The 23602-nt window shown below is 36.0% G+C and carries 26 protein-coding genes; 15 read left to right on the top strand and 11 right to left on the bottom strand.

The features are described 5' to 3' along the window. Nucleotides 1–349: 349 nt before the first annotated feature. Together DN394_RS19895 and DN394_RS19890 are read left to right on the top strand one after the other, a co-directional pair. Nucleotides 350–1030 (top strand): MgtC/SapB family protein, encoded by a 681-nt coding sequence (locus tag DN394_RS19895; protein ID WP_000384160.1) that lies wholly within the window; start codon nt 350–352, stop codon nt 1028–1030. Nucleotides 1031–1124: 94 nt separating this feature from the next. Beyond that, nucleotides 1125–2120 (top strand): potassium channel family protein, encoded by a 996-nt coding sequence (locus DN394_RS19890; RefSeq protein WP_000842338.1) that lies wholly within the window; start codon nt 1125–1127, stop codon nt 2118–2120. On the opposite strand, the gene DN394_RS19885 is transcribed toward DN394_RS19890, so the two are convergent. Both DN394_RS19885 and DN394_RS19880 read right to left on the bottom strand, forming a co-directional pair. Further along, the gene (locus tag DN394_RS19885) at nt 2107–2520 is read right to left on the bottom strand and encodes a YugN-like family protein (RefSeq protein WP_000612330.1); all 414 of its coding nucleotides are present in this window, start codon (nt 2518–2520) and stop codon (nt 2107–2109) included. The genes DN394_RS19890 and DN394_RS19885 overlap by 14 nt on opposite strands. A 107-nt stretch (nt 2521–2627) precedes the next feature. After that, nucleotides 2628–3980: a glucose-6-phosphate isomerase gene (locus DN394_RS19880; RefSeq protein WP_048561621.1), complete on the bottom strand. Its 1353-nt coding sequence runs from the start codon at nt 3978–3980 to the stop codon at nt 2628–2630. 274 nt (nt 3981–4254) lie between these two features. Here DN394_RS19880 and DN394_RS19870 point away from each other — a divergent pair, with 274 nt between their 5' ends. Beyond that, the gene (locus DN394_RS19870) at nt 4255–4488 is read left to right on the top strand and encodes a DUF378 domain-containing protein (RefSeq protein ID WP_000105789.1); all 234 of its coding nucleotides are present in this window, start codon (nt 4255–4257) and stop codon (nt 4486–4488) included. A gap of 112 nt (nt 4489–4600) precedes the next feature. Here the strand turns inward: DN394_RS19870 and yugI are convergent, their stop codons facing one another. The 3 genes from yugI to DN394_RS19855 form a co-directional block, all read right to left on the bottom strand. Beyond that, nucleotides 4601–4945: a S1 domain-containing post-transcriptional regulator GSP13 gene (gene yugI, locus DN394_RS19865; RefSeq protein WP_000003761.1), complete on the bottom strand. Its 345-nt coding sequence runs from the start codon at nt 4943–4945 to the stop codon at nt 4601–4603. A gap of 252 nt (nt 4946–5197) precedes the next feature. Beyond that, nucleotides 5198–6388 carry an aminotransferase gene (locus tag DN394_RS19860; RefSeq protein WP_087982765.1) on the bottom strand — a complete coding sequence of 397 codons (1191 nt, stop codon included), beginning with the start codon at nt 6386–6388 and terminating at the stop codon, nt 5198–5200. Then, nucleotides 6385–6882 (bottom strand): Lrp/AsnC family transcriptional regulator, encoded by a 498-nt coding sequence (locus DN394_RS19855; RefSeq protein ID WP_000255701.1) that lies wholly within the window; start codon nt 6880–6882, stop codon nt 6385–6387. The genes DN394_RS19860 and DN394_RS19855 overlap by 4 nt, the downstream gene beginning before the upstream one ends. A 246-nt stretch (nt 6883–7128) precedes the next feature. On the opposite strand from DN394_RS19855, the gene DN394_RS19850 reads away from it, so the two are divergent. Both DN394_RS19850 and DN394_RS19845 read left to right on the top strand, forming a co-directional pair. Continuing rightward, the gene (locus DN394_RS19850) at nt 7129–8109 is read left to right on the top strand and encodes a 2-hydroxyacid dehydrogenase (protein ID WP_141475162.1); all 981 of its coding nucleotides are present in this window, start codon (nt 7129–7131) and stop codon (nt 8107–8109) included. Between the two features lie 109 nt (nt 8110–8218). After that, nucleotides 8219–9058, top strand: coding sequence for an alpha/beta fold hydrolase (locus DN394_RS19845; protein ID WP_087982769.1), 840 nt, complete (start codon nt 8219–8221; stop codon nt 9056–9058). Nucleotides 9059–9091: 33 nt separating this feature from the next. Here DN394_RS19845 and DN394_RS19840 read toward each other — a convergent pair whose 3' ends face one another. Continuing rightward, a complete protein-coding gene (locus DN394_RS19840; RefSeq protein ID WP_087982771.1) occupies nt 9092–9343 on the bottom strand; it encodes a YugE family protein in 252 nt (83 codons plus the stop codon). A gap of 116 nt (nt 9344–9459) precedes the next feature. Between DN394_RS19840 and DN394_RS19835 the strand changes: the two genes are divergently transcribed. Beyond that, a complete protein-coding gene (locus DN394_RS19835; RefSeq protein ID WP_097917445.1) occupies nt 9460–10611 on the top strand; it encodes a MalY/PatB family protein in 1152 nt (383 codons plus the stop codon). A 98-nt stretch (nt 10612–10709) separates the two neighbouring features. On the opposite strand, the gene sodC is transcribed toward DN394_RS19835, so the two are convergent. After that, nucleotides 10710–11249, bottom strand: a complete 540-nt coding sequence (gene sodC / locus DN394_RS19830; protein WP_063260544.1) for a superoxide dismutase [Cu-Zn] — start codon at nt 11247–11249, stop codon at nt 10710–10712. 68 nt (nt 11250–11317) lie between these two features. Then, a complete protein-coding gene (locus DN394_RS29040; RefSeq protein ID WP_000982764.1) occupies nt 11318–11494 on the bottom strand; it encodes a hypothetical protein in 177 nt (58 codons plus the stop codon). Nucleotides 11495–11658: 164 nt separating this feature from the next. Between DN394_RS29040 and kapB the strand changes: the two genes are divergently transcribed. Next, nucleotides 11659–12042: a kinase-associated lipoprotein KapB gene (gene kapB / locus DN394_RS19825; RefSeq protein WP_001209345.1), complete on the top strand. Its 384-nt coding sequence runs from the start codon at nt 11659–11661 to the stop codon at nt 12040–12042. A gap of 41 nt (nt 12043–12083) precedes the next feature. Here the strand turns inward: kapB and kapD are convergent, their stop codons facing one another. Next, a complete protein-coding gene (gene kapD, locus DN394_RS19820) occupies nt 12084–12707 on the bottom strand; it encodes a 3'-5' exonuclease KapD (protein ID WP_149294162.1) in 624 nt (207 codons plus the stop codon). 290 nt (nt 12708–12997) lie between these two features. Here kapD and DN394_RS19815 point away from each other — a divergent pair, with 290 nt between their 5' ends. Further along, the gene (locus DN394_RS19815) at nt 12998–14323 is read left to right on the top strand and encodes an ArsB/NhaD family transporter (RefSeq protein ID WP_000545212.1); all 1326 of its coding nucleotides are present in this window, start codon (nt 12998–13000) and stop codon (nt 14321–14323) included. A 109-nt stretch (nt 14324–14432) separates the two neighbouring features. Here DN394_RS19815 and DN394_RS19810 read toward each other — a convergent pair whose 3' ends face one another. Then, the gene (locus tag DN394_RS19810) at nt 14433–14900 is read right to left on the bottom strand and encodes a hypothetical protein (protein WP_076541887.1); all 468 of its coding nucleotides are present in this window, start codon (nt 14898–14900) and stop codon (nt 14433–14435) included. Between the two features lie 118 nt (nt 14901–15018). Between DN394_RS19810 and DN394_RS19805 the strand changes: the two genes are divergently transcribed. Both DN394_RS19805 and DN394_RS19800 read left to right on the top strand, forming a co-directional pair. After that, nucleotides 15019–15732, top strand: a complete 714-nt coding sequence (locus DN394_RS19805; RefSeq protein ID WP_097917444.1) for a DNA alkylation repair protein — start codon at nt 15019–15021, stop codon at nt 15730–15732. A 345-nt stretch (nt 15733–16077) separates the two neighbouring features. After that, nucleotides 16078–17454: a glycine--tRNA ligase gene (locus DN394_RS19800; RefSeq protein WP_060488162.1), complete on the top strand. Its 1377-nt coding sequence runs from the start codon at nt 16078–16080 to the stop codon at nt 17452–17454. A 36-nt stretch (nt 17455–17490) separates the two neighbouring features. Here DN394_RS19800 and DN394_RS19795 read toward each other — a convergent pair whose 3' ends face one another. Then, entirely contained in the window at nt 17491–17874 is a 384-nt protein-coding gene (locus DN394_RS19795; RefSeq protein ID WP_000520763.1) for a hotdog fold thioesterase, read from the bottom strand. A gap of 95 nt (nt 17875–17969) precedes the next feature. Here DN394_RS19795 and DN394_RS19790 point away from each other — a divergent pair, with 95 nt between their 5' ends. The 5 genes from DN394_RS19790 (at nt 17970) to DN394_RS19770 (ending at nt 23600) form a co-directional block, all read left to right on the top strand. Continuing rightward, a complete protein-coding gene (locus DN394_RS19790) occupies nt 17970–18713 on the top strand; it encodes a DUF3298 and DUF4163 domain-containing protein (protein ID WP_098705165.1) in 744 nt (247 codons plus the stop codon). Nucleotides 18714–18763: 50 nt separating this feature from the next. Next, the gene (locus DN394_RS19785) at nt 18764–19354 is read left to right on the top strand and encodes a biotin transporter BioY (RefSeq protein ID WP_001252152.1); all 591 of its coding nucleotides are present in this window, start codon (nt 18764–18766) and stop codon (nt 19352–19354) included. A 221-nt stretch (nt 19355–19575) separates the two neighbouring features. Beyond that, the gene (gene murJ / locus DN394_RS19780; RefSeq protein ID WP_075312433.1) at nt 19576–21132 is read left to right on the top strand and encodes a murein biosynthesis integral membrane protein MurJ; all 1557 of its coding nucleotides are present in this window, start codon (nt 19576–19578) and stop codon (nt 21130–21132) included. Continuing rightward, nucleotides 21125–22192: a glycosyltransferase gene (locus DN394_RS19775; RefSeq protein WP_149294161.1), complete on the top strand. Its 1068-nt coding sequence runs from the start codon at nt 21125–21127 to the stop codon at nt 22190–22192. Before murJ ends, DN394_RS19775 begins: the two co-directional genes overlap by 8 nt. A gap of 16 nt (nt 22193–22208) precedes the next feature. Continuing rightward, nucleotides 22209–23600, top strand: a complete 1392-nt coding sequence (locus DN394_RS19770) for an O-antigen ligase family protein (RefSeq protein ID WP_149294160.1) — start codon at nt 22209–22211, stop codon at nt 23598–23600. Nucleotides 23601–23602: the final 2 nt, after the last annotated feature.

Below are 23602 nucleotides of genomic sequence, written 5' to 3'. Positions count from 1 at the left end.
GTTCAGTTTTCAAAGAACTACTTGGTCGCTCATTTGCGACTTCCTTATGTTAACATCTTCGTTTTTCGATGTCAACTAAGTTTTTCAATTTCTTTTTTGTCGTTTTCTGCGTTTCCGCATCAGCGACGGTTATTAATATATCATGGTGAAATTCGAAATGCAACACCTTTTATAAACTTTTTTTTAGATCACCCTAATTTCTTTGTTAATATCATATACTTAAACGAAATATCTCTTTCATGTATAAATAATTCCTACATATATTCTATATAAAGTAACTCTATCAAAAGCGTTTCTTTCTATAATAAATGTTTTATTTATATACCATATCATACAAGGAGGAATATATATGGACTATGCCGATTTATTAATCAAACTAGGTCTCTCGGCTATTTTAGGGTTCGCTATCGGTTTAGAGCGCGAATTAAAACGAAAACCACTTGGTTTAAAAACTTGTTTAGTTATTTCTATCATTAGTTGCCTCCTGACGATTGTTTCTATTAAAGCGGCTTACAATTTACCACATACCGATCATATGAATATGGATCCACTTCGACTTGCCGCTCAAATTGTATCAGGAATCGGTTTTTTAGGTGCCGGTGTTATTTTACGAAGAGGAAACGATAGCATTGCAGGACTAACGACTGCTGCTATGATTTGGGGTGCTTCTGGTATCGGTATTGCTGTTGGGGCTGGATTCTATATCGAAGCGATTTTCGGAATGTGTTTCCTTATGATTAGCGTTGAACTTATACCATTAGCAATGAAATTTGTAGGACCGAGATCATTTCGTCAACGTGATATCGCAGTAAAACTTGTTGTGCGAAATATGGACAATATCCCAATTGTAATTGAAGAAATAAAAGAAATGGATATAAAAGTTAAGAATATGAAGCTCAAAACATTGGAGAATGGCTCTCACTATTTACATTTGAAATTATCCATCGATCAAAAAAGGCATACTGCTGATGTTTACTACGCCCTCCAGCATCTTGAAAGTGTCCAACAAACTGAATTAGAAAGTATGTAATGTAAAACAAACTCTCTTTTAAATTAGAGAGTTTTTCTTTTTTCTATAATGGTAACAATGAATGTAGCCCTGCAAAGTAAGGAGGAATAAGAGTTTGAAATCCCGTCCAAATTTAGTAGATACATTTCGTGATTCCATTATTTTTCGTTTAGTTTGCTTTATTGTTGTACTTACTGCTTTTTCTGGCTTCCTTATACATAGATTAGAGCCATCTCACTTCACCACATGGTTTGATGGAGTTTGGTGGTCAATCGTTACCATTTTCACCGTTGGCTATGGTGACTTCGCCCCGCATACACTAATAGGCAAACTTATCGGTATGGGTATTATTTTATTTGGAACCGGTTTTTGCTCTTATTATATGGTTCTGTTCGCCACTGATATGATTAATAAACAATATATGAAAATTAAAGGAGAAGAAGCCGCTACCTCTAACGGTCATATGATTATCGTCGGTTGGAATGAACGGGCAAAACATGTTGTAAAACAAATGCACATCTTACAACCGAACCTTGATATCGTTTTAATTGATGAAACACTTTCTTTACTTCCAAAACCATTTCATCATTTAGAATTTATAAAAGGTTGCCCGCATCACGATCAAACTTTATTAAAAGCTAATATTACAACTGCTCACACTATATTAATAACAGCTGATAAAGAAAAAAATGAAAGCTTAGCAGATACACAGTCCATTTTAAATATTTTAACTGCAAAAGGTCTTAATCCAAACATTCACTGCATCGCTGAACTTCTTACTTCTGAACAAATACAAAATGCAACTAGAGCTGGTGTATCAGAAATTATAGAAGGAAATAAATTAACGAGCTACGTATTTACCGCTTCTCTTTTATTCCCTTCCATTTCAGGCGTACTATTCTCACTTTACGATGAAATCTCTGATAACAAATTACAACTGATGGAGCTTTATCCTTCCTGCACTGGACAAACTTTTGCAAATTGTAGCTATACTCTTTTAAAGCAAAATATTCTCTTACTAGGTATAAAACGCGACGAACAATATATGATTAATCCAGTCCATTCCTTTGTTCTCATTGAAAGCGACATACTCATTGTTATTCACCATTAAGAAAATGTTTTTCTAGTTCCTGCATGAGCACTTTCCCAATATTGATATATTTTCTTTTCACATCTCCATCTGGATCTTTCGGCTCAGCAAATTGATCCATTCCACTCGTTCCAGCCGTTAAAGTATTTACGTGATCATCTAGTTCGTCTTGATATACGTGCGAAAGAATATAAGGCGTTCCAAGACGGACTATTACACCAGGCACATCTAATTCGCCATTCACTGCTGTAAATGGCACTCGCAGAAATTGATATCCATCTTCTTCATCGATTTTGTAATCAAAGCATCCTTTATCGTAATCCCAATTGCCACCAATGTTATACCCAAGTGGCTTCATTATCTCTTCTAACTTATATAACGCATATGTACGTCCTTCTAAATTTGATTGAATCGGAATCAAGCCCATCCCTCCTAGACTTTTTCTTTAGCATACCCACTCTAGTTTGAATATACCGATGGACTTTTCGATAAAATAATAAAAAGCGACCGGATTCCGGTCGCTTTTTATTATTTTAAACGCTCTTCTAATTCTGCTTTTAACTCTTCAAATCCTGGTTTACCAAGTAAAGCAAACATGTTTTTCTTGTATGCTTCTACTCCTGGTTGGTCAAATGGATTTACGCCTAATAAGTAGCCGCTCATCGCACATGCTTTTTCGAAGAAGTATACAAGGTAACCGAATGTGTACTCATTTAATTCAGGGATATTTACGATTAAGTTTGGTACGCCACCATCGCTATGCGCAAGTAATGTACCTTCATATGCTTTCGTGTTTACGAAGTCTACAGTTTCACCAGCAAGGTAGTTTAATCCATCTAAATCGTTTTCTTCTGATTCGATTGTTAGTTCATGTGTAGATTTACCTACTTTCAGAACTGTTTCGAATAAGTCACGACGACCTTCTTGAACGTATTGACCTAATGAGTGTAAGTCAGTTGAGAAGTTTGCTGAAGATGGGAAAATACCTTTTTGATCTTTTCCTTCACTTTCGCCAAATAACTGTTTCCACCATTCAGAGAAGTATTGAAGTGCTGGCTCATAGTTAACAAGCATTTCAATTGTTTTTCCTTTATTGTATAAAGCGTTACGAACTACTGCGTATTGATAAGCTGGGTTTTCTTCTAGTTCTGATGTACCGAAGTCACCATGACCAGCAGCTGCGCCTTTCATCATCTCTTCAATATTTAAGCCACTAACTGCGATTGGTAATAAACCAACTGGCGTTAATACAGAGAAACGGCCTCCAACATCATCTGGAATAACGAATGTTTCGTAACCTTCATTATCAGCTAACGTTTTTAATGCACCACGTGCTTTATCTGTCGTTGCATAAATACGTTTACGAGCTTCTTCTTTTCCATACTTTTCTTCTAATAACTTACGGAAAATACGGAATGCTAGTGCCGGCTCTGTTGTTGTACCTGATTTGGAAATAACGTTAATAGAGAAGTCTTTACCTTCTAATACGTCCATTAAATCTTTCATGTAAGTGGAGCTAATGTTTTGTCCAACAAATAGCACTTGTGGAGTTTTACGTTGTTCTTTAGATAGCGTGTTGTAGAAAGAATGGTTTAACATTTCGATTGCTGCACGTGCTCCTAGGTAAGAACCACCGATACCTACAACAAGTAAAATGTCAGAGTCATTTTTAATTTTTTCTGCGCATTTTTGAATGCGAGCAAATTCTTCTTTGTCATATTGAAGCGGAAGGTCTACCCACCCAAGGAAATCGTTCCCAGCTCCAGTTTTTTCGTGGATTGCATGATGTGTTACTTTCACTGCATCACGTAAATAAGTGATTTCATGTTCACCGATGAAGGATAACGCTTTAGAATAGTCGAACGTTACATGTGTACTCATCTTTTTCCCTCCAATAATGTATATGTATTTCTGTATTCACTTTAGCGAAACTGAAGTTGTAAATCAAGCGATTCAACCATTGTAAACGTAACCAATATATATTTTTTAGAAAAAGTTCATTTTTTGCATAAAAATTCGCATTTTTCGGTATAGATGTATATACATCCTTTTTCTTATATTTTTTATGTATAAAAACAACATAACTACGCCATTCTATAAAGGAGTTAATTAACTCATCGCTTGCTCATGCTTCACAATTAAGGGGGGCTTTTTCATGAGTACTCTGCAACGTATCGCATTAGTCTTTACTGTAATTGGCGCTGTGAACTGGGGACTAATCGGGTTCTTCCAGTTTGACTTAGTGGCAGCCATTTTCGGTGGACAAAATTCAGCTCTTTCCCGTATTATTTACGGCATCGTTGGTATTTCTGGGCTTATCAATCTTGGTTTACTCTTTAAACCATCAGAAAATCTTGGCACTCACCCAGAAACGAACGAAATTCGCTAGTCAGTATGTCCTTACTTCACCTCCGACATACGAATATGATTGCATGCAATCATATTTGCAAATATATATCATAAGATAAAGTAAAAGAGGAACGCTCATATGCGCTCCTCTTTTACTTTGTTAACTCGGACTCTTCAATCCATTCGGTTAGCTTTTCTCGCAGCGTATTAAATCCGTTCTCAGATGGATTCGGTATAAGAATCCGCCCTTGTTTTCTTCTCGCCGCTTTTAACGATAAACTCATTTTTCTGTGTTCTTCATCAATTGAAAGTACTTTTACTTCTACTGTATCGCCGATTTTTAAAAAGTCATGAATATCCTTTACATATCCATTTGTAATTTCAGATATATGCACAAGCCCTTGTGTTTCTGCATCTAACGCTACAAATGCTCCGTAATCTTGAATCCCAGTCACTTTCCCTGTTACAACCACTCCAGTTGTATATTGTTCTGACATATGAAACACTCCCATACGTTTACCATTTTCTCTACAATTGTAGATAGCAAAGCAGATGATTTATTGTTAAATATCCGATTAGTTAGTACGTACCCTAAGTAAAGCTACTCAGAATACGCATACCTTATATTAGTAAATTATACCACTATGACAGAACTCATTCAAAATTAATGAAAAATTTCCTAGAGTACGTATAATTTTCTAATATTGGGATAGAATACTAACACATGGCTTTCTAGTATTCCCCCCCTTTTATGGACAAAACGTATTATGTTTTGTCCTTTTTTTATTTTCTATAAACCGTTCCATTCTCTTCATTGCTTCCATAAGTTGTTCAAGCGATGTTGCATACGAGCAACGAATAAATCCTTCACCACTTTCGCCAAATACACTTCCAGGTACAACAGCCACCTTTTCTTCTAATAATAACTGTTCTGCAAATTCTGCCGAAGATAGTCCAGTTGAAGAAATAGAAGGAAAGACATAAAATGCTCCGCCCGGCACATGACACGTTAAACCCATTTCATTAAACGATGTCGTCATAAAATTACGGCGTTTCTTATAACTATCTCTCATCCGAATTACTTCATCATTCCCCGCGCGTAACGCTTCAAGTGCTGCGAACTGAGACATTGTCGGTGCACACATCATGGAATATTGATGAATTTTGAGCATTAATTCCGAAAATTGTACAGGAGCTGCAATCATACCGAGCCGCCATCCTGTCATCGCAAACCCTTTTGAAAATCCGGAAATTAAAATTGTATGCTCGCGCATATTTTTAATACTCGCGAAACTTGTATATACTTCGTCGTATACAAGCTCTGCATAAATTTCATCAGATAATACGATTAAATTGTACTTCTCAACAATCACTGCTATTTCTTCAAGCTCGGATTTATTTAACATTGCACCTGTTGGGTTATTTGGTGAACAAAGCAAAATTGCCTTTGTTTTCGCTGTAATAGCTGCTTCAATTTGTTCTGGTTGTACTTTAAACTCGTTTTCTAAAGTCGTTGCCACAGGAACCGGAACTCCTCCAGCTAATGTCACAAGCGGTGCATAAGAAACGAAACTTGGTTCAATAATGAGTACTTCATCATCAGGATTTATAATGGCGCGCATCGCTACATCTAACGCCTGACTCGCTCCAACTGTAACAATGATTTCATCGTTCGGATCATAGGATACTGCAAATTGTTTTTTTAGATACTTTGCTATTTCTTGACGAAGTTCCAATAATCCTGCATTTGCTGTATATGACGTATATCCTTGTTCTAAAGAACGGATGCATGCTTGCCTTACATTCCAAGGTGTAACAAAGTCAGGCTCTCCTACTCCAAGAGAAATAACACCTTTCATATTTGCTGCTAGATCGAAAAACTTTCGAATACCAGATGGTTGTAAAGATTCTGCCGTTCTAGATAGTTCAAATTGCTTCATGGTGTCACCACAATGCGCTTATCATCATCGTTTTTTTCGTAAATAATTCCCTCATGTTTATACTTCTTCAAAATGAAATGCGTTGTTGTAGAAACGACAGATTCAATTGTTGCTAATTTCTCAGAAACAAACATCGCTACTTCTCCCATTGTCTTTCCTTCTAATGTAATAGAAAGATCGTATGTCCCTGACATTAAATACACAGATTTCACTTCTGAATAACGATAAATTTGTTCAGCAACCGCATCGAACCCAACGCCGCGCTTTGGCGTAACTTTCACATCGATCATCGCCGTTAAACCTGTATGTTCTTTCACCTTCGTCCAATCGATATGTGTTACATAATCCACAATAATCTTTTCCGCTTCTAATTTTTCAACCATCTTCTTTACTTCTTCTACTTCTATATTTAACAACTTCGCTAATGTATCTACAGATAATCGACTACTTTTTTCAAGACAAGCTAATAATTCTAATTCCTTTTCTGTCACCATATAAATCATCCTTCCTTTTCGTTTGTGTCTAAATTATACAAATACCCTTTCCAGTTTGAAAAGAAGATTTTTTTAGTGAATTATGTCAAAATAAAGTGAAACTTTAATCCGCACCAATCGGGATTTTACGGACAGTTGCTCTCCCAACTAACCTCTTTACTTGGGCCACTTTTTGAGGTGGGGGGCTTACTGTCCGTTAATAGCGGGGGAAGCGAAACTTTAATCAGTGAAAAAACGCAGGATAAAGTGAAAGGGGATGGAACCGTGAAACCAAAAGTTTATATTGCTGAACCAGTTCCAACATTTGTAGAAAACTATTTATTAGAACACTGTGATTATGAAAAATGGGAGCAAAACGAGAAGGTACCTCGTGATGTCCTATTGGAGAAAATACAAGATAAAGATGGATTATTAAATTTCGGATCTGCTATTAATGAAGAATTATTAGATGTAGCTCCTAACTTAAAAGTAGTAAGCAACATTTCTGTCGGTTACGATAATTTTGATTTACAAGCGATGGAAAAGCGAAATGTAATCGGAACGAATACACCATATGTATTAGATGATACAGTAGCGGACCTTGTTTTCGCTCTTATGTTATCTGCTGGTCGCCGCGTTTGCGAACTCGACTCCTACGTAAAAAATGGTGAATGGAACGCCGAAATTGGAAAAGAGCACTTCGGGCTGGATGTACACCATAGTACAATCGGTATTATCGGAATGGGGCGAATTGGCGAAGCCGTTGCAAAACGAGCGAAATTCGGATTTGATATGAATGTTCTTTATTATAACCGTCGCCGGAAAGAAGAAGCTGAACAAAAATTCGGTGCTACATATTGTGATTTACAGACGCTACTAAAACAGTCTGACTTTATTGTCCTTCTTACTCCATTAACAGATGAAACGTATCATCTTATCGGAGAAAAAGAATTTTCATTAATGAAAGAAACAGCAATCTTTATTAATGCTTCTCGTGGGAAAACAGTAGATGAAGAAGCGTTAATCCATGCGTTAACCGAAAAGAAAATCTTTGCAGCAGGCATTGATACTTTTACACAAGAGCCGATTCAAAAAGATAATTCGCTCTTATCATTACAAAATGTTGTGACTTTACCACACATCGGATCTGCAACATTAAAAACCAGGCAGCAAATGGCTATGACAGCCGCTGAAAATTTAGTTGCAGTGTTACAAGGAAAAACACCGCCTAATATTGTTCGTAGGTAATAATAAATAAGCGAAAGGCAAGATGACATCGTCATCTTGCCTTTTTTTGTTAACATATTTTTTTCTTCCTTGGAAATGATATGAACAAAAATCAATGGAGTGACAAAAAATGAATCACGAATATACTTGTCCTTATTTCACTTTTTCCACTCGCGGCACTACTATTCATTATGAATTGTATGAACATGACAACAAAACAGAACGTCCTACTTTCGTGCTCATTCACGGCTTTTTATCTTCCTCATTCAGTTACCGCCGTCTCATTCCTTTACTATCGAAAGCAGGAACAGTAATTGCTCTTGATTTACCGCCGTTCGGAAAAAGTGATAAGTCTCAGCTCTTTAAGTATTCTTATCACAATTTAGCAACGGTTATTATCGATTTAATTGAACATTTATCTCTCTCAAATATTGTGTTAGTTGGGCATTCTATGGGTGGACAAATTTCTCTCTACGTAAACCGTATACGCCCTGAATTAATCTCAAAGACGATTTTACTATGCAGCTCTAGCTATTTAGCACGCGCAACCTTACCTTTACTGTACTCTTCTTATTTACCGTTCTTTCATTTATACGTAAAGAACTGGATTATACGGCGCGGGATTGTTCATAATTTAATGAATGTCGTTCATGATCACTCATTAATTGACGATGAAATGAAGGAAGGTTACTCCGCTCCTTTTTATGACAACCGTATATTCCCTGCTTTAACTCGTATGATAAGAGACCGTGAAGGTGACTTATCTTCAACTGAATTACAAAAAATCGAAACACCTACACTACTCATTTGGGGTGAAAAAGATCGCGTCGTCCCTGTACATGTAGGGCATCGGCTACACAAAGATTTACCAAACTCGAAATTTATTTCTTACGAAAACACAGGACATTTACTACCTGAAGAAAAGCCTGAACATGTTTATGAAGAAATCATTGCGTTTTCCGCGCAATAATATATAAAAAAGGCTGTCGGAATTTCCGACAGCCTATAATGAACAGCTTCCGCCTTCTTTTATTACAAGTAATTCCACAGCTAACTTCTCACATTTTCCAAGCGCAGGTACTTCCTCAAAAGACATAAAGTATATATGTTGAATCTTTTTTGCGATGTATTTCGGATCGTCGAACACACTTACGACATTCACAACATCGCTCGCTTCTGTTTCATAAAACTCCGGTCCCATTTGAAACGGATCCCAATTCTTCACAACCTCTATCATCTTTTCATATGCACCCATTCGCTTCCCGCCTTTTCACTTTTTAATACTTTTCTTTATCCTATCACATCAGCTATTCTATAAGAAGAGAGAGAACTTTCATAACTTAACGGTTTACAGAAGAAGGGGGCAAACTTATGCAACTATTTCATAAAACAGTCAATCGACGTGGTACTCATAGTACAAAATGGGATACGTATAAAAACGAAGAACTTATCCACGCTTGGATAGCTGATATGGACTTTGAAGTACCAAAACCAATTCAAACTGCTTTAAAGAAACGTATCGAGCACCCTATTTTCGGCTACACACTTCCTCCCGAAAATATTGGAGATATTATTTGTAACTGGACAAAAAAACAGTACAACTGGGATATTCAAAAAGAATGGATTGTCTTTAGCGCCGGAATCGTTCCAGCTCTTAGTACGAGCATACAGGCCTTCACAAAGGAAAATGAATCTGTTCTCATACAACCACCTATTTATCCCCCATTTTTCGAAATGGTCACAACAAACAATAGACAATTATGCGTGAGTCCATTACAGAAACAAAATGATACATATGCGATAGACTTCGATCATTTAGAAAAGCAATTTCAACAAGGCGTCAAACTCATGCTTCTTTGTAGTCCTCACAATCCAATTGGGCGTGTTTGGTCAAAAGAGGAACTCACACAACTTGGCACGTTATGTACAAAATATAATGTAATCGTTGTCGCGGATGAAATTCATGCCGATATTATTTACGAGGATCGTACTCATACACCGTTCGCTTCTTTATCTGAAGAATTAGCAGCACGCACGATTACTTGTATGGCTCCGAGTAAAACATTTAATATCGCCGGATTACAGGCATCGATTATTATCATTCCAAACGAAAAACTCCGTCAAACCTTTACATCTATCCAATATAGACAAGGTTTCCACGGATTAAATACATTTGCCTATACAGCGATGCAAAGTGCCTATACAGAATGTAACGATTGGCTAAATGAAATTCGATTATATATAGAAGATAACGCTCAATTCGCTTGTGAATATATTAAAAATCACATACCCGCTCTTTCTGTAACGAAACCAGAAGGTAGCTTTTTATTATGGATTGATTGCTCTCGCCTACAGCTTTCTCAAAACGAACGCACCACATTGCTTGAAGAAAAAGGGAAAATCATCGTTGAACCTGGTGAGAAATATGGATTAGGCGGAGAAGAACATATTCGAATTAACATCGGCTGTCCAAGATCTGTTTTAGAAGAAATCTTAAATAGACTGCGCCATACGTTTTCATAATAAGAAAGGCGGCGACCTCCAATCGTTTTGGGACAACCTCCTTTATCGATATCTTTTCAATTACTTTTCACAAAAAAAGCTACCATGCACGGTAGCTTTTACTTTTTCTTCATATCCGATGCTTTTTTTACAATGACACCACAAGCAATTCGATCACCTGATTTACCTGTTGGTTGTGTCATACCATCATCAGCGTTTTCTGTAATAATAATAGACGCTCCATCTTTTCTATGAATCGTTGTTTTTCCTTCTTCAAGCGTTATGTGCGGTGCATCGATTTCTGCTTTAATTTTTCCAGAACCGTCTGCAATTACATTCGGTAAATCACCATTCTCTGCACCTTTCGGATTAAGAAGACCATGCTTTTTATTATCAGGATTAAAATGATTCCCAGATGATTCAAAACGTGGTGCTTTACACTCACCAATTTCGTGTACATGTATGCCGTGCGGGCCAGGTGCGAAACCTTCCCCTTTAACCGTAATTTTCACTCCGCTTGTTTGCTGTACTACTTTTGCAGTCCCCACTTCATCGCCTGAAGCATTATGTAATTTCACGTCAATTTCTTTCGGCTTTCCTTGGTCACAACCTGCCATCAGAAATAATAAACAACAACTGAAAAAAAGCCGTTTTTTCATTCTATTCCCTCCAAAATATATTCTGCCCTTAGATTGTCCGAGCATAGAGGGAAACATACAAAAATGAGTTACCGTTTCTTTTCCGCTAAAAGTTTTTCTTCAACTTTCTGTAATCGCTCCGCTTCACGTTTTGATACACGAATGAACATACGCCACGTAGCAACGGCACCAATGATAAATAGAACGCAAACAATCCCTGGAATAATATATTCTGTTTTATCTTCTGGAAAATATAAAGGCATCATATTGAACACTCCTTATGATTGGATTAAAAAACATCAGAATTTTCTGTTATATTTCTTTAAATTATAGTTGAACCGATTCATATTCTCAAGGGGGCGTTCCGAAAGAGAAGGATTTCTTTGACTCCTTCGCACACTTTCCTTACTATAAACTTGAGGTGAAAAATATGAGAGAAACATTTGAAATTGGCGAAATCGTTACTGGTATTTATAAAACTGGCAAATACATCGGCGAAGTTACAAATAGCCGTCCTGGCAGTTACGTCGTAAAAGTGTTAGCTGTTTTAAAACATCCGGTGCAAGGTGACTTACATAACGTAAAACAAGCTGACGTACCATTTTTCCATGAAAGACGTGCTTTAGCTTTCCGTGAACAGACGAACATTCCAGAGCAAATGGTGAAGAAATATGAAGGAGAAATTCCAGAGTATACAGAGTCACTCAAATTAGCATTAGAAACTCAAATGAATTCATTTTCTGAAGATGATTCACCTTTTGCGGTTCGTAGTCTAGAAACATTAGAGCAGTTAAAAAAAGACTACAAACTTTAAAAAAACAAAACGACCAAATTACATACTGTGCAATTTGGTCGTTACTGTGTACTCACTTTCTTTAACACTTTTGAAAAATCAACGAGTTCTCCTAACGTTGGAGGTGCTGGTTTCACTAAATACTCTTTATCTTTTTCTACTAATTTAAAAATATTATACGTCGTCATCGCATCATCTAGCGCACAATGATGCTTACCCGTCCCTGCTTTTCCATACGCCTCAATTGCTTTCCACAATCCTGTTTGATTTCTCTCCCCAAAAAACTTCTTATACTCAAGTGATAAATCACGACACTGTCCTAAGAACGGAAAGTCTACTCTTGCCATTTCACAATTATGCTTCAACACTTTCATATCCATATTTCCCCACGTAACAATGGTCGGTTTACATCTCCTTTCATATTCTACAAGTTTTTCAACGAGTTCTGGAAACGAAATTCCTTTATCTACGACTTCTTGTTTAATTCCTAAAAATTTCTTACATCGATCCGTTAAAGAAGGAAAAGTTTTCGGCCTAACATGAGCTGAATACGTGTCTTCTACCTTACAGCCAACAACCGAAACGAGTCCTACCTCAATGATTTCCGGGAAAAATCCTTTTGGTTTTTTTCTGTGCTGGGGCATCGTAAACTCAAAATCCAAAAATAAAAATTGTTGTTCATCCATACGATCCCTTCCTTATCATCTTTGTCATTCCTTTCTATTTGACACTCCTACACGAACAAGCTCGAATGCTAATTCCATTTTAAATATTCAGATTGGATGTATCTTATATATATGTCAAATGCCCACAAATATTTTTAAAAATAAGAAAAAATGACCGATGCAGAAAATATGACAAAATAAGCCCTTTCATTTACATCCCCCTTTTTTCTACTTTATAATGACGTTATGTGTGTTTCATCTAGTTAATTTTTTGACACACTAAGAAAAGTGAATGAAAGGAGATGAGAGTTTTGCACGAAACAACGCAAGAGCTCGCAAACTGGCAGTATTATTTTGCTATCGCAGTCTTTTTAATTACATATGCCATTATTATTTCAGAAAAAATTAATCGCGCTGTCATCGCACTTCTTGGTGCAGCACTCATGGTAATTATGGGGGTCGTTGATTTACACAACGCCTTTACGAAACATATTGAATGGGGGACGATTACGTTACTCATCGGTATGATGATTCTGGTGAACATTACGAGTAAATCGGGTGTCTTCCAATACGTTGCCATTAAAGCAGCAAAAGGAGCACAAGGAAATCCAATTAAAATTTTAATTTCACTTTCCTTGCTTACTGCGCTTGGTTCCGCATTTTTAGATAACGTTACAACTGTACTTCTTGTTGTTCCAGTTACTTTATCTATTACGCGCATACTGCAAGTAAATCCTGTTCCTTATTTACTTTCTGAAATTATTTTTTCAAACATTGGAGGAACAGCAACATTAATTGGTGATCCGCCAAATATTATGATTGGTTCTGCAAATAAGCATTTAGATTTCAATGCTTTCTTATTCAACTTAGCACCTATCGTAATCATTATTATTGCTGTTACAGCGACAATACTTTACTTCATGTACCGTAAACAATTAATTGCTGATCCTGTACAAATTAAAAAATTAATGAGTTTAGATGAAAAGCAATACATTAAAGATCCCGTATTAATGAAAAAATCTTTAACAGTACTTGGACTTACAATCGTAGGTTTCATGACTCATTCGATCTTCCATGTTGATGCAGCTATCATCGCTTTAACTGGTGCTACTGTACTTATGCTAATCGGTGTGAAAGAACATGAAATTGAAGAGGTATTCGCAAGTGTAGAGTGGGTAACAATCTTCTTCTTCGCAGGACTATTTGTACTTGTTGGAGGACTTATTGATATCGGCCTTATCAAAATGTTAGCTCAAAAAGTAATTGGAATAACAGGCGGAGATGTTTCTTACGCATCTATCCTTATTTTATGGGTATCTGGTATCGCCTCTGCAACAATTGATAACATTCCATTCGTTGCAACAATGATCCCACTTATTAACGATATGGCAGTTGGGCTAGGTTTATCACCTTCTGACGCACAAATCGACGTATTATGGTGGGCATTAGCATTAGGTGCTTGTCTAGGTGGAAACGGAACATTAATTGGAGCTTCTGCTAACGTAATCGTTGCAGGTATCGCAAGTCGTGAGGGCCATAAGTTTAGCTACATGGAATTCCTTAAAGTCGGCTTCCCAATTATGATCGTTTCATTAATCATTTCTCATATTTATATTTATTTACGCTACCTTATGTAGCAGAAAAGGGCTGTCCTATGTGGCAGCCCTTTTTTCTTGGTCAACGAAATATCGATTAACCAACAAAGAGCTGTTCCAAAATATCTTCGAAACAGCTCCCCGCATATATCTACTCGTTATACCTTACCGGCTCATTCCGAATAATGAACAAGTGAATCGGTAAGAAAACCGAAAATGTGATTGTATGAATAATCGTAAACAATATAGAATTCGTTCCGTATCTATCTAAAATTGCGTAGATAAGATAAATAGACAGCACAATCGATACAGCTGTTGCTATTAAATATAGAATTGGTACGAAATTAAAAATGAAACATGCGACATATATACCGAATACTTTCCATCCTGCTTCTTCTTTTAAGAAATCTGGTAATTTATCTTTCGCTAAATCCCCCCATATCTTACTATTTAAAAAAGGAATAAACGCAAGAGCACCATCCGTTGCACCATCATTTTTCGCCATCGTATACAGTGCAAAAGCCGTTAATAAATACGCAATAATTGCCCAAATCAATACAACAAGAATAAACGCAAAACTAAGAGCAAAGAAACCTGCTAGTATGCCTTGATCTTCCATCTTATCCTCTCCTCTCTACTTTCAACATATTTCATTACTTTACAAGTTATGTTTTAAAATTTATCCAAACTCTCTGTATAATGGTATGAGAAAGGTAATAAGAAAGGAGAACGCACTTATGCATCCATTTGTACAAGCATTACAAGAGCATTTCATAGCTCATAAAAACCTTGAAAAAGCGGAACCGATGGCACGTTATATGAAAAATCACTTCCCATTTCTCGGTATTCAAACACCTGAAAGAAGACAACTATTGAAAGACGTCATCCAAATACATACTCTCCCAGATCAAAAAGACTTTCAAATTATCATACGTGAGCTTTGGGATTTACCAGAACGTGAATTTCAAGCGGCCGCACTCGATATTATGCAAAAATATAAAAAGCATATAAACGAAACGCATATACCGTTTTTAGAAGAACTCATTGTAACAAAATCTTGGTGGGATTCTGTCGATAGCATCGTTCCTACATTTTTAGGTGGTATCTTTTTAAAACATCCGGAATTAATTTCTGCCTATATTCCAAAATGGATTGCATCAGATAACATATGGTTACAACGCGCCGCTATTTTATTCCAGCTAAAATATAAACAAAAGATGGATGAAGAACTTCTTTTCTGGATTATTGGACAACTACATTCTTCAAAAGAATTTTTCATTCAAAAAGCGATTGGCTGGGTCCTTCGCGAATATGCAAAAACGAAGCCCGATGTCGTTTGGGAATACGTACAAAATAACGAGCTTGCCTCGCTTAGTAAACGTGAAGCAATTAAGCATATTAAACAAAATTACGGAATAAATCACGAAAAAATAGGCGAGACTCTATCATAGATAGACGCGTTCCTCTATTGAGATTTAAAAAAGAACGTGTTAGAATATGTTCATTATTATTAATATAAGTAGCGATGACGGACTTATAAGTACTTGCACAAAAGCGATTCAGGGATAGTGAAAGCCTGAAGCCGCAAGGAAACGGCAGTCTCGAGCAATACGTGATAAAGTGGATGCACCTGTTGTGTATCAACTAGGGTGGAACCGCGGGCAAACGCTCGTCCCTAGGCAATTAAGCCTTGGGATGAGCGTTTTTTTATGTTTTTCAAAGCATATACTGCTCGTTTCATAAGTACCTGAGCACGTCATCGCCAATACGTTAACTTTCAAAAGGAGGATTTTATTATGTATTCAATGGAACAAGTTGTAAACTTAGCAAAACATCGCGGTTTTGTTTTCCCTGGTTCTGAAATTTACGGTGGTCTTGCAAACACTTGGGATTACGGTCCACTTGGAATCGAATTAAAAAATAACGTTAAAAAAGCTTGGTGGAAAAAATTCATTCAAGAATCTCCACATAACGTTGGTTTAGACGCAGCTATTTTAATGAACCCAAAAACTTGGATCGCTTCTGGTCACGTTGGTAACTTCAACGATCCAATGATCGACTGTAAAAAATGTAAAGCGCGTCACCGTGCTGATAAATTAATTGAGGATGCATTAGATGCAAAAGGCATCGAAATGGTTGTTGATGGTCTTACTTTCGACCAAATGGCTGATTTAATGAAAGAACATGAAGTAAAATGTCCTGATTGTGGTAGCCAAGAATTCACTGAAATCCGTCAGTTCAACTTAATGTTCAAAACATTCCAAGGTGTTACAGAGTCTAGCACGAACGAAATCTTCCTTCGTCCTGAAACAGCACAAGGTATTTTCGTAAACTTCAAAAACGTACAACGCTCTATGCGTAAAAAGCTTCCATTTGGTATCGGCCAAATCGGTAAGAGCTTCCGTAACGAAATCACGCCTGGTAACTTCACATTCCGTACACGTGAATTCGAACAAATGGAACTTGAATTCTTCTGTAAGCCTGGTGAAGATTTAGAGTGGTTCGCATTCTGGCGTGAAACTTGTAAGAACTGGTTACTTTCACTTGGTATGACTGAAGAAAGCATGCGTCTTCGTGACCACGGTGAAGAGGAATTATCTCACTACAGTAACGCAACAACTGATATTGAATTCCGATTCCCATTCGGTTGGGGCGAACTATGGGGCGTAGCATCTCGTACAGACTTCGATTTAAAACGTCACATGGAACACTCTAATGAAGACTTTAACTATATCGATCCACAAACGAATGAGCGTTACGTACCGTACTGCATCGAGCCATCTTTAGGCGCTGATCGCGTAACATTAGCATTCTTATGTGATGCATATGAAGAAGAGCAATTAGAAAACGATTCTCGTACAGTTCTTCGTTTCCACCCTGCTTTAGCACCATACAAAGCAGCTATCTTACCATTATCTAAAAAGCTATCTGAAGGTGCTACTGAAGTATTCGCAGAACTAGCTAAAGACTTCATGGTAGACTTTGACGAAACTGGTTCTATCGGTAAACGTTACCGTCGTCAAGACGAAATCGGTACACCATTCTGTATCACTTACGACTTCGACTCAGTTGAAGACAAAGCTGTTACAGTACGTGACCGTGACACAATGGAACAAGTTCGTATGCCAATTAGCGAACTAAAAGGTTTCTTAGAGAAGAAAATCCAGTTTTAATTATAAAAAAGAGGCGCTCTATTGAGCCGCCTCTTTTTACTTTTCACGTTTTTCTTTAATTGCTACTGTACATCTTGATATACATAGTAAATCATCATTCTCATCAATAATACGTACATCCCAAACCATCGTTGAATGTCCTCTATGTATCGGTGTTCCAATCGCTGTTACAATTCCATCTTTCTTTGAGCGAATGTGATTTGCATTAATTTCTAGACCGAAACAGATGCATTTCTCTTGATCAATTAAATTGTATGAACCGACACTTGCTACTGTTTCTGCTAATGCAAGAGATGCACCACCGTGTAAAAAACCAAACGGCTGATGCGTACGCTCATCAACAGGCATCGTAGCAACCACCTTATCTTCTGTCATCTCTAACAACTCAATTCCAAGTGAATCCATTAAAGTTTTTCCCATATCGTTTCCTCCTTCTTTTACTTCAATCGAATGTATAATTTTACCTATTTATTTTCAAACTACTTATAACACTTATATAAGGAGGTTTCACCTAAATGAAACAGAAATTTTGTATATTACTGCTTATGTTCTCCTTGCTGACTATTGTACCAAATTGTGCACTAGCAGCCAAAGCATCCAACCTGACAATCGATGTTCAGACTGTAACACAAAAAGGTAAGAAACCTTATATAGAATATCAAATTAACAGACCTTCGTTTCACAATTTTTCCGATTCTAAATTTCAAAATAAGCTCAATTTCTATTACAAAAAATCTACTGACAAATTTAAAACAAAATTAGAAAAAGACGCAAAAAAATATTATAAAGAAACAGAAGGATCTAGTACACCTTTTCATCCGTACGTGGCGAATGTTGATTATAAAGTCTCCTTAAATAAACCACCGTTGCTCAGCCTATATGTGAATTACTATCAATATACAGGCGGAGCACACGGCCTTTATACGTGGAAGGCAAACACATTTGATTTAAAAGAAAAAAAGTTACTACACTTAGACGATCTATTTCAACAAGAAGATAAATATAAAGAAGTAATCCGCGCTGAGATTGTAAGACAAATTAAACAAAATGAAGGCATTTATTTTCCTGATGCAACTGAAAAAGTAATGAGTACGAAAAAGTTTCACTTCTTTTTAGAACCGGACAATCTCGTCATTTATTTCCCTTTATATGAGATTGCTCCTTATTCAAGCGGAATTCCTCAATTTCGTATTCCGTATACGTTGCTAAGAGAGTATTTGAAGCCTTCTTATCAAAATATTTTGATTGACAACAAGTAAATATTTTCGCTACGATAATGTTAACCTAAAAACAACAGGAGGTTAACATTATGAGAAGATTTCATGTTTTAGATTTAGCATTAGCTGCCATGTTCGTCGCTCTTATGGCCATTGGTGCAAATATTGTATCTTGGGCACCATTCCTGCAAGTAGCGGGCATCCCATTATCTATGCAACCATTTTTCGCAATTTTAGCAGGGCTTCTTCTTGGAAGTAGACTTGGTGCATTATCAATGACTGTGTATATGCTCGTTGGCTTAGCTGGTGCACCAATTTTCGCTAACTTCAAAGCTGGATTCGGGGCACTTTTAGATCCTACTGGTGGTTTTATTATTGCATTTATTATCGTTGCTTACGTATCAGGAAAACTAGTAGAACAAAAAGAACGACCAACATTCAGTACATTTGCAATTGCCTCTTTCACAGGAATCATTTTAACTTATATTATCGGTACTACTTATATGTACGGGGCAGTCAATTTCTTTATGGGTGGTAATATGAGTTATAAAGCTGCTTGGATGATTATGATGTGGTTCGCAGTAAAAGATATTGCATTTACAATTATCGGTGCTATTATCGCACCTCGCATATACTATGCTGTACGTCGTTCCGCTTATCGAAACAGTCACTTCGTTTCATAAGTTGTTTTTTTGATATTTGCATGAGATACCGTTTCCCTTGATTATTATTCCCCTTCCCTAATTGGGTTTTTATTACGTACTAAAGAGGCTATCCTTCTATTGGAAGATAGCCTCTTTTTTCATATGGTTAGCACTTTCTATTCTTCATATATATTTGATTTTTAGATACAAATAAATTATGCTTGAAAAAGAATTAAACTAAAGTAAGGATTTGATTATAGATGGGGAGAGAATCCTCTCAAGAACATACAAAAAGATTTCTCATAGTAACACTATTTTTTACGCTTGGGACAGCTTTAGGAAAGCTACTTGGCTTTGCAAAAGAAATCACACTTGGAGCTTATTTCGGTACAAACCATGCCGTTGATGCATACGTTGTAGCTTTAAATATACCAACTATTGTTTTTACTGGTATCACAGGGGCCTTCGCCTTTTCTTTCATTCCTATCTTTATGGAGTTAAAGGGAAAAGATTCCCTTAAAGCATATCGATTTATGAATAACTTTTTAAACATTGTTCTACTTATCTTTTTCATTCCGCTTTTGCTCATTGAACTACAGCCGCACTTATTTATTTCAATATTTGCAAATGGGCTCCCAGAGCAAACAGCTTTATTATCAGCTTACCTATTACAAATCATTTTCCCAACTGTATTCTGTACATTCATGATTGATATTTTTAATGCTTATTTGAACAGTTTACATAAATTTCGCATTACAAGCATGCAATGGGTTGTATTAAATGGCATTACCCTTATTATATTTGTTTCCCTTGTTAATTGGATTGGAATTTACGCACTCGCATTAGGCGTTATTATCGGAAACATTGTACAAAATACACTTGTTTATTTTGCTTCTAAGCGCGAGGGGTATCGCTATCGATTTGTAATCGATTGGAAAGACCCTTCTTTAAAAACGATGATTAAGTTGAGTATTCCTGCTTTCATTACAAGTATGTCTATTCAAATTAATCTACTTGTGGATCGTACACTAGTATCTGGATTAGAAGAAGGATCTATTGCAGCCCTTAATTATTCCCAAAAATTATACTTCATTCCTCTTGGATTAATCGCTGCTCCAGTCTTAACAGTTATGTATCCTAAATTTGTCGGTTATGTAACTGACTCAAAATGGAAAGATTTCGTAAATTTAATGGAAACGAATATAAAAGTATTATTATATTTATTTATTCCCGTTTTTATTTATTTTACCTTTTTTACAGAACAAATTGTCAAAGTTGTTTATAACTATGGTGAATTCGGGAAAGATTCTATTATGATGACAGCAACTGCATTGCAATTTTATGCGCTAGCCGCTCTCATGCAACCTTTAAAAGATTTACTTGATCGTTTACTATTTTCTTTAAAATTGAATCGATATATTATGTACGCATCAATTTTTTCCATGATTATAAATGTTATATTATGTATTATACTCGTTAACAAAATGGGCTTAGCTGGTGCAGCTCTATCTACGTCAATAGCATCGGCTAGTACAGTAATCATACTATTGTGGATGTTCCAAAAGTTCATGAAAGAGAAAGAAGCAGTAAACTTGTACTACGGTGGCTTTTTATTCAAATGCATTGTGGCATCCTTTATCAGCTTGTTTACTTCCAAGCTGATGCTTCATTTTACACATGATACAAAGTTGCTTATTTTATTAGCAATAGCGATTGGCGCCATCGTTTACTTATTAGTCACTTACATGTTAAAGATTAAAGAACTACAACAATTGCTATCGCTATTTTTAGGTAAAAGGAATGATATAAATGAATAAAATTATGTACCTTTTGAATTATGTTGGGGATGGTGGATCAGAAAAATACGTCCTAGATTTAATTCAATCTATGGATCCAGAATGTTGTATTCTTGTATATTCTACTCCTGGTCCTTTCTTACATAGGTTTGAAGCATTAAATATACCCATATATCAAATAGAAATGAAACACCCTTTTGATATAAAAACTGCATGGAAACTAAAAGAAATAATTGCAAAAGAGCAAGTAGATATTGTTCACGCACAATTTTTACGTGAAAATTATATTGCAATTTTAGCAAAGTTATTAGGGGCATCCATCCGTGTCATTTGGACATACCATGTGGATGTCCCCATGTCACTTCCTTTAAAATGGTGCAATAATATATTCACTCGTTATAATGACACCATCATTTGTATTTCACAGTTTATGAAACAGCAACTCCTTCAAAAAGGAGTTCGAAAAGATAAATTAAAAATAATTTATAATGGCTTAGAGGATCCTTATTTAAACAATTTACCCTCTGTTCATAAACCGATGAAAATCGCTGTAATTGGAAGGTTAAGCGAAGAAAAAGGACAACCATTTTTAATACACGGCTTACAAAAACTAAAAACAAAATTCCCTTCTTTACAATGGCACTGTAACATTATTGGAGATGGTCCATTAAAAACTCAATTAGAAGACTTAGTGACTTCTTTACAATTAAATGATTCCGTTTCTTTATTAGGTTTTCGAGATGACATTATTAAAGAATATAGTGCACACGATATCATCGTAATTCCTTCTAAAAATGAGGGGCTATCCTACGTAGCAATTGAAGCGATTGCTATGAAAAAGCCTGTGATTGCGACAAATATTGGCGGATTACCAGAAGTTATTGTTCCAAATCAATCTGGTATTTCTATACCATATGGAGATGTCGAACAATTGGCAACTGCACTGGCAACATTATTACAAGATGACAAACTCTACTATTCTTTAGCAGAATGCGGACGCGAATATTATTTACAACATTTCACCTTCTCTAAAATGATAGAAGAGGTGAAACATATTTACCGCATACCATCATCATGTTAAAGGGGCTTAATATATTATGATTCAGCTAAATCGATTTCACTATATTACTTTAAGTATTTTCCTTATTATAGTAGGATTAATATTTTCAGCAACTTATACCGGGCTATTCATTTCGGCATTATTAGCAATAACTGCATTTCGAGATGAAAAGCTCGGTATTGCTTATTTACTATTATTTATTCCAATGCGCCCCTTTTTATCTGCTTACAATGCAGGGTTTAAATTTATTGGGATTTTCATTATTCTCGCTCTATTATGCAAAATCATTTTTCAATATCGAAATACAGTTTCAAAACTTTTTACATTTCATTACTTTGAAATCGCATATTTCCTATTTTGCTTATTCGGAGCGATTGTAGGATTAATTAACAATGTATCTTTAGTAGCAATAATCATGCAGTTACATACCCTTCTACTATACTATTTTGTATTCTATATCGTCTCTCGATTGTCGTTCACCCGAGATGATTTCATATTGTTTGCAAAAGTAACTTTTGTGGCTGCAATTATCATTTCTATTCAAGGTTTAATTGAAAAAATTTCTCTTCGTAGTATGTTACTACCAGAGGTATGGAAAAATCTTGATCTAGCTCCTACTAATAAAATTCGTATATATGGTATGGCTGGTGGCCCAAATGAACTTGCACTTTATTTAACGATTGCATTTCTTACTTCTTTATATTTATTAAAAAATGCTTCCATACGAATGAAGTACACAACCTATGTAGGACTAACAATTATCGCGACAACTTTATGGTTAACCTATTCACGCGGAGCATTTTTAACGTTAATAACCTTTGGAGTGCTTTATATCATTATCCATCTTAATATACCGTATTGGAAAGCATTAATCCCTATACTAACCATCTCATTTATATGCGCTACTGGAATCTCTCTCATGACAAACTATTTAGAAGGAGATTCTCTAGGTGCAAAACGCTTTTCAGAAGCACTCTCAGAGGACACATTAGAATTAAGTAAGCAAGATGGTCGAATATATTATGTACAGAAAGCATTAGAAATCTTCCGTGACAAACCAATTACCGGCTATGGTTTCGGTACATTTGGTGACGCAGCTACTCAAACATACTCGTCACCAATTTATAAATCGTACAATATTACATGGAATTTTTATTCTGACAACCAATACATCCAAATTCTAGCAGAAACAGGACTTATTGGAGTCATTTTATGTTCGATATTTGCATATGGAATTTTAAGTACTTTCTGGAAACTAAGAAGAAATTCAATATTTAGTCCCATTCTCTTATGTTTAGTTGCTGGTGCTATTATAGGAAGTGCCTTTTATAACATATTAGAGAATGCCGTCTTCATGATGTATTTCTTCCTCATTACGGGATGTATATATAATAAAAAAGGACTACTGAAATTGAACTGTACCCTATAAAA

Source organism: Bacillus sp. BB081, from assembly GCF_008368895.1.
Classification (GTDB): domain Bacteria; phylum Bacillota; class Bacilli; order Bacillales; family Bacillaceae_G; genus Bacillus_A; species Bacillus_A wiedmannii.
Note: the sequence above shows the minus strand (reverse complement) of the source record. Positions and strands in the feature narration are given on the sequence as shown.

Excerpts from the sequence above, each read along its gene's own strand:
- kapD (WP_149294162.1), bottom strand. The coding sequence starts at position 12,707 with ATGGATGAACAACAATTTTTATTTTTGGATTTTGAGTTTACGATGCCC.
- DN394_RS19800 (WP_060488162.1), top strand. The coding sequence starts at position 16,078 with ATGTATTCAATGGAACAAGTTGTAAACTTAGCAAAACATCGCGGTTTT.
- DN394_RS19775 (WP_149294161.1), top strand. The coding sequence starts at position 21,125 with ATGAATAAAATTATGTACCTTTTGAATTATGTTGGGGATGGTGGATCA.
- DN394_RS19835 (WP_097917445.1), top strand. The coding sequence starts at position 9,460 with ATGCAACTATTTCATAAAACAGTCAATCGACGTGGTACTCATAGTACA.
- murJ (WP_075312433.1), top strand. The coding sequence starts at position 19,576 with ATGGGGAGAGAATCCTCTCAAGAACATACAAAAAGATTTCTCATAGTA.
- DN394_RS19845 (WP_087982769.1), top strand. The coding sequence starts at position 8,219 with ATGAATCACGAATATACTTGTCCTTATTTCACTTTTTCCACTCGCGGC.
- DN394_RS19795 (WP_000520763.1), bottom strand. The coding sequence starts at position 17,874 with ATGGGAAAAACTTTAATGGATTCACTTGGAATTGAGTTGTTAGAGATG.
- DN394_RS19785 (WP_001252152.1), top strand. The coding sequence starts at position 18,764 with ATGAGAAGATTTCATGTTTTAGATTTAGCATTAGCTGCCATGTTCGTC.
- DN394_RS19860 (WP_087982765.1), bottom strand. The coding sequence starts at position 6,388 with ATGAAGCAATTTGAACTATCTAGAACGGCAGAATCTTTACAACCATCT.
- DN394_RS19895 (WP_000384160.1), top strand. The coding sequence starts at position 350 with ATGGACTATGCCGATTTATTAATCAAACTAGGTCTCTCGGCTATTTTA.
- kapB (WP_001209345.1), top strand. The coding sequence starts at position 11,659 with ATGAGAGAAACATTTGAAATTGGCGAAATCGTTACTGGTATTTATAAA.
- DN394_RS19870 (WP_000105789.1), top strand. The coding sequence starts at position 4,255 with ATGAGTACTCTGCAACGTATCGCATTAGTCTTTACTGTAATTGGCGCT.
- DN394_RS19880 (WP_048561621.1), bottom strand. The coding sequence starts at position 3,980 with ATGAGTACACATGTAACGTTCGACTATTCTAAAGCGTTATCCTTCATC.
- DN394_RS19805 (WP_097917444.1), top strand. The coding sequence starts at position 15,019 with ATGCATCCATTTGTACAAGCATTACAAGAGCATTTCATAGCTCATAAA.
- DN394_RS19810 (WP_076541887.1), bottom strand. The coding sequence starts at position 14,900 with ATGGAAGATCAAGGCATACTAGCAGGTTTCTTTGCTCTTAGTTTTGCG.
- DN394_RS29040 (WP_000982764.1), bottom strand. The coding sequence starts at position 11,494 with ATGATGCCTTTATATTTTCCAGAAGATAAAACAGAATATATTATTCCA.
- sodC (WP_063260544.1), bottom strand. The coding sequence starts at position 11,249 with ATGAAAAAACGGCTTTTTTTCAGTTGTTGTTTATTATTTCTGATGGCA.
- yugI (WP_000003761.1), bottom strand. The coding sequence starts at position 4,945 with ATGTCAGAACAATATACAACTGGAGTGGTTGTAACAGGGAAAGTGACT.
- DN394_RS19770 (WP_149294160.1), top strand. The coding sequence starts at position 22,209 with ATGATTCAGCTAAATCGATTTCACTATATTACTTTAAGTATTTTCCTT.
- DN394_RS19790 (WP_098705165.1), top strand. The coding sequence starts at position 17,970 with ATGAAACAGAAATTTTGTATATTACTGCTTATGTTCTCCTTGCTGACT.
- DN394_RS19855 (WP_000255701.1), bottom strand. The coding sequence starts at position 6,882 with ATGGTGACAGAAAAGGAATTAGAATTATTAGCTTGTCTTGAAAAAAGT.
- DN394_RS19840 (WP_087982771.1), bottom strand. The coding sequence starts at position 9,343 with ATGGGTGCATATGAAAAGATGATAGAGGTTGTGAAGAATTGGGATCCG.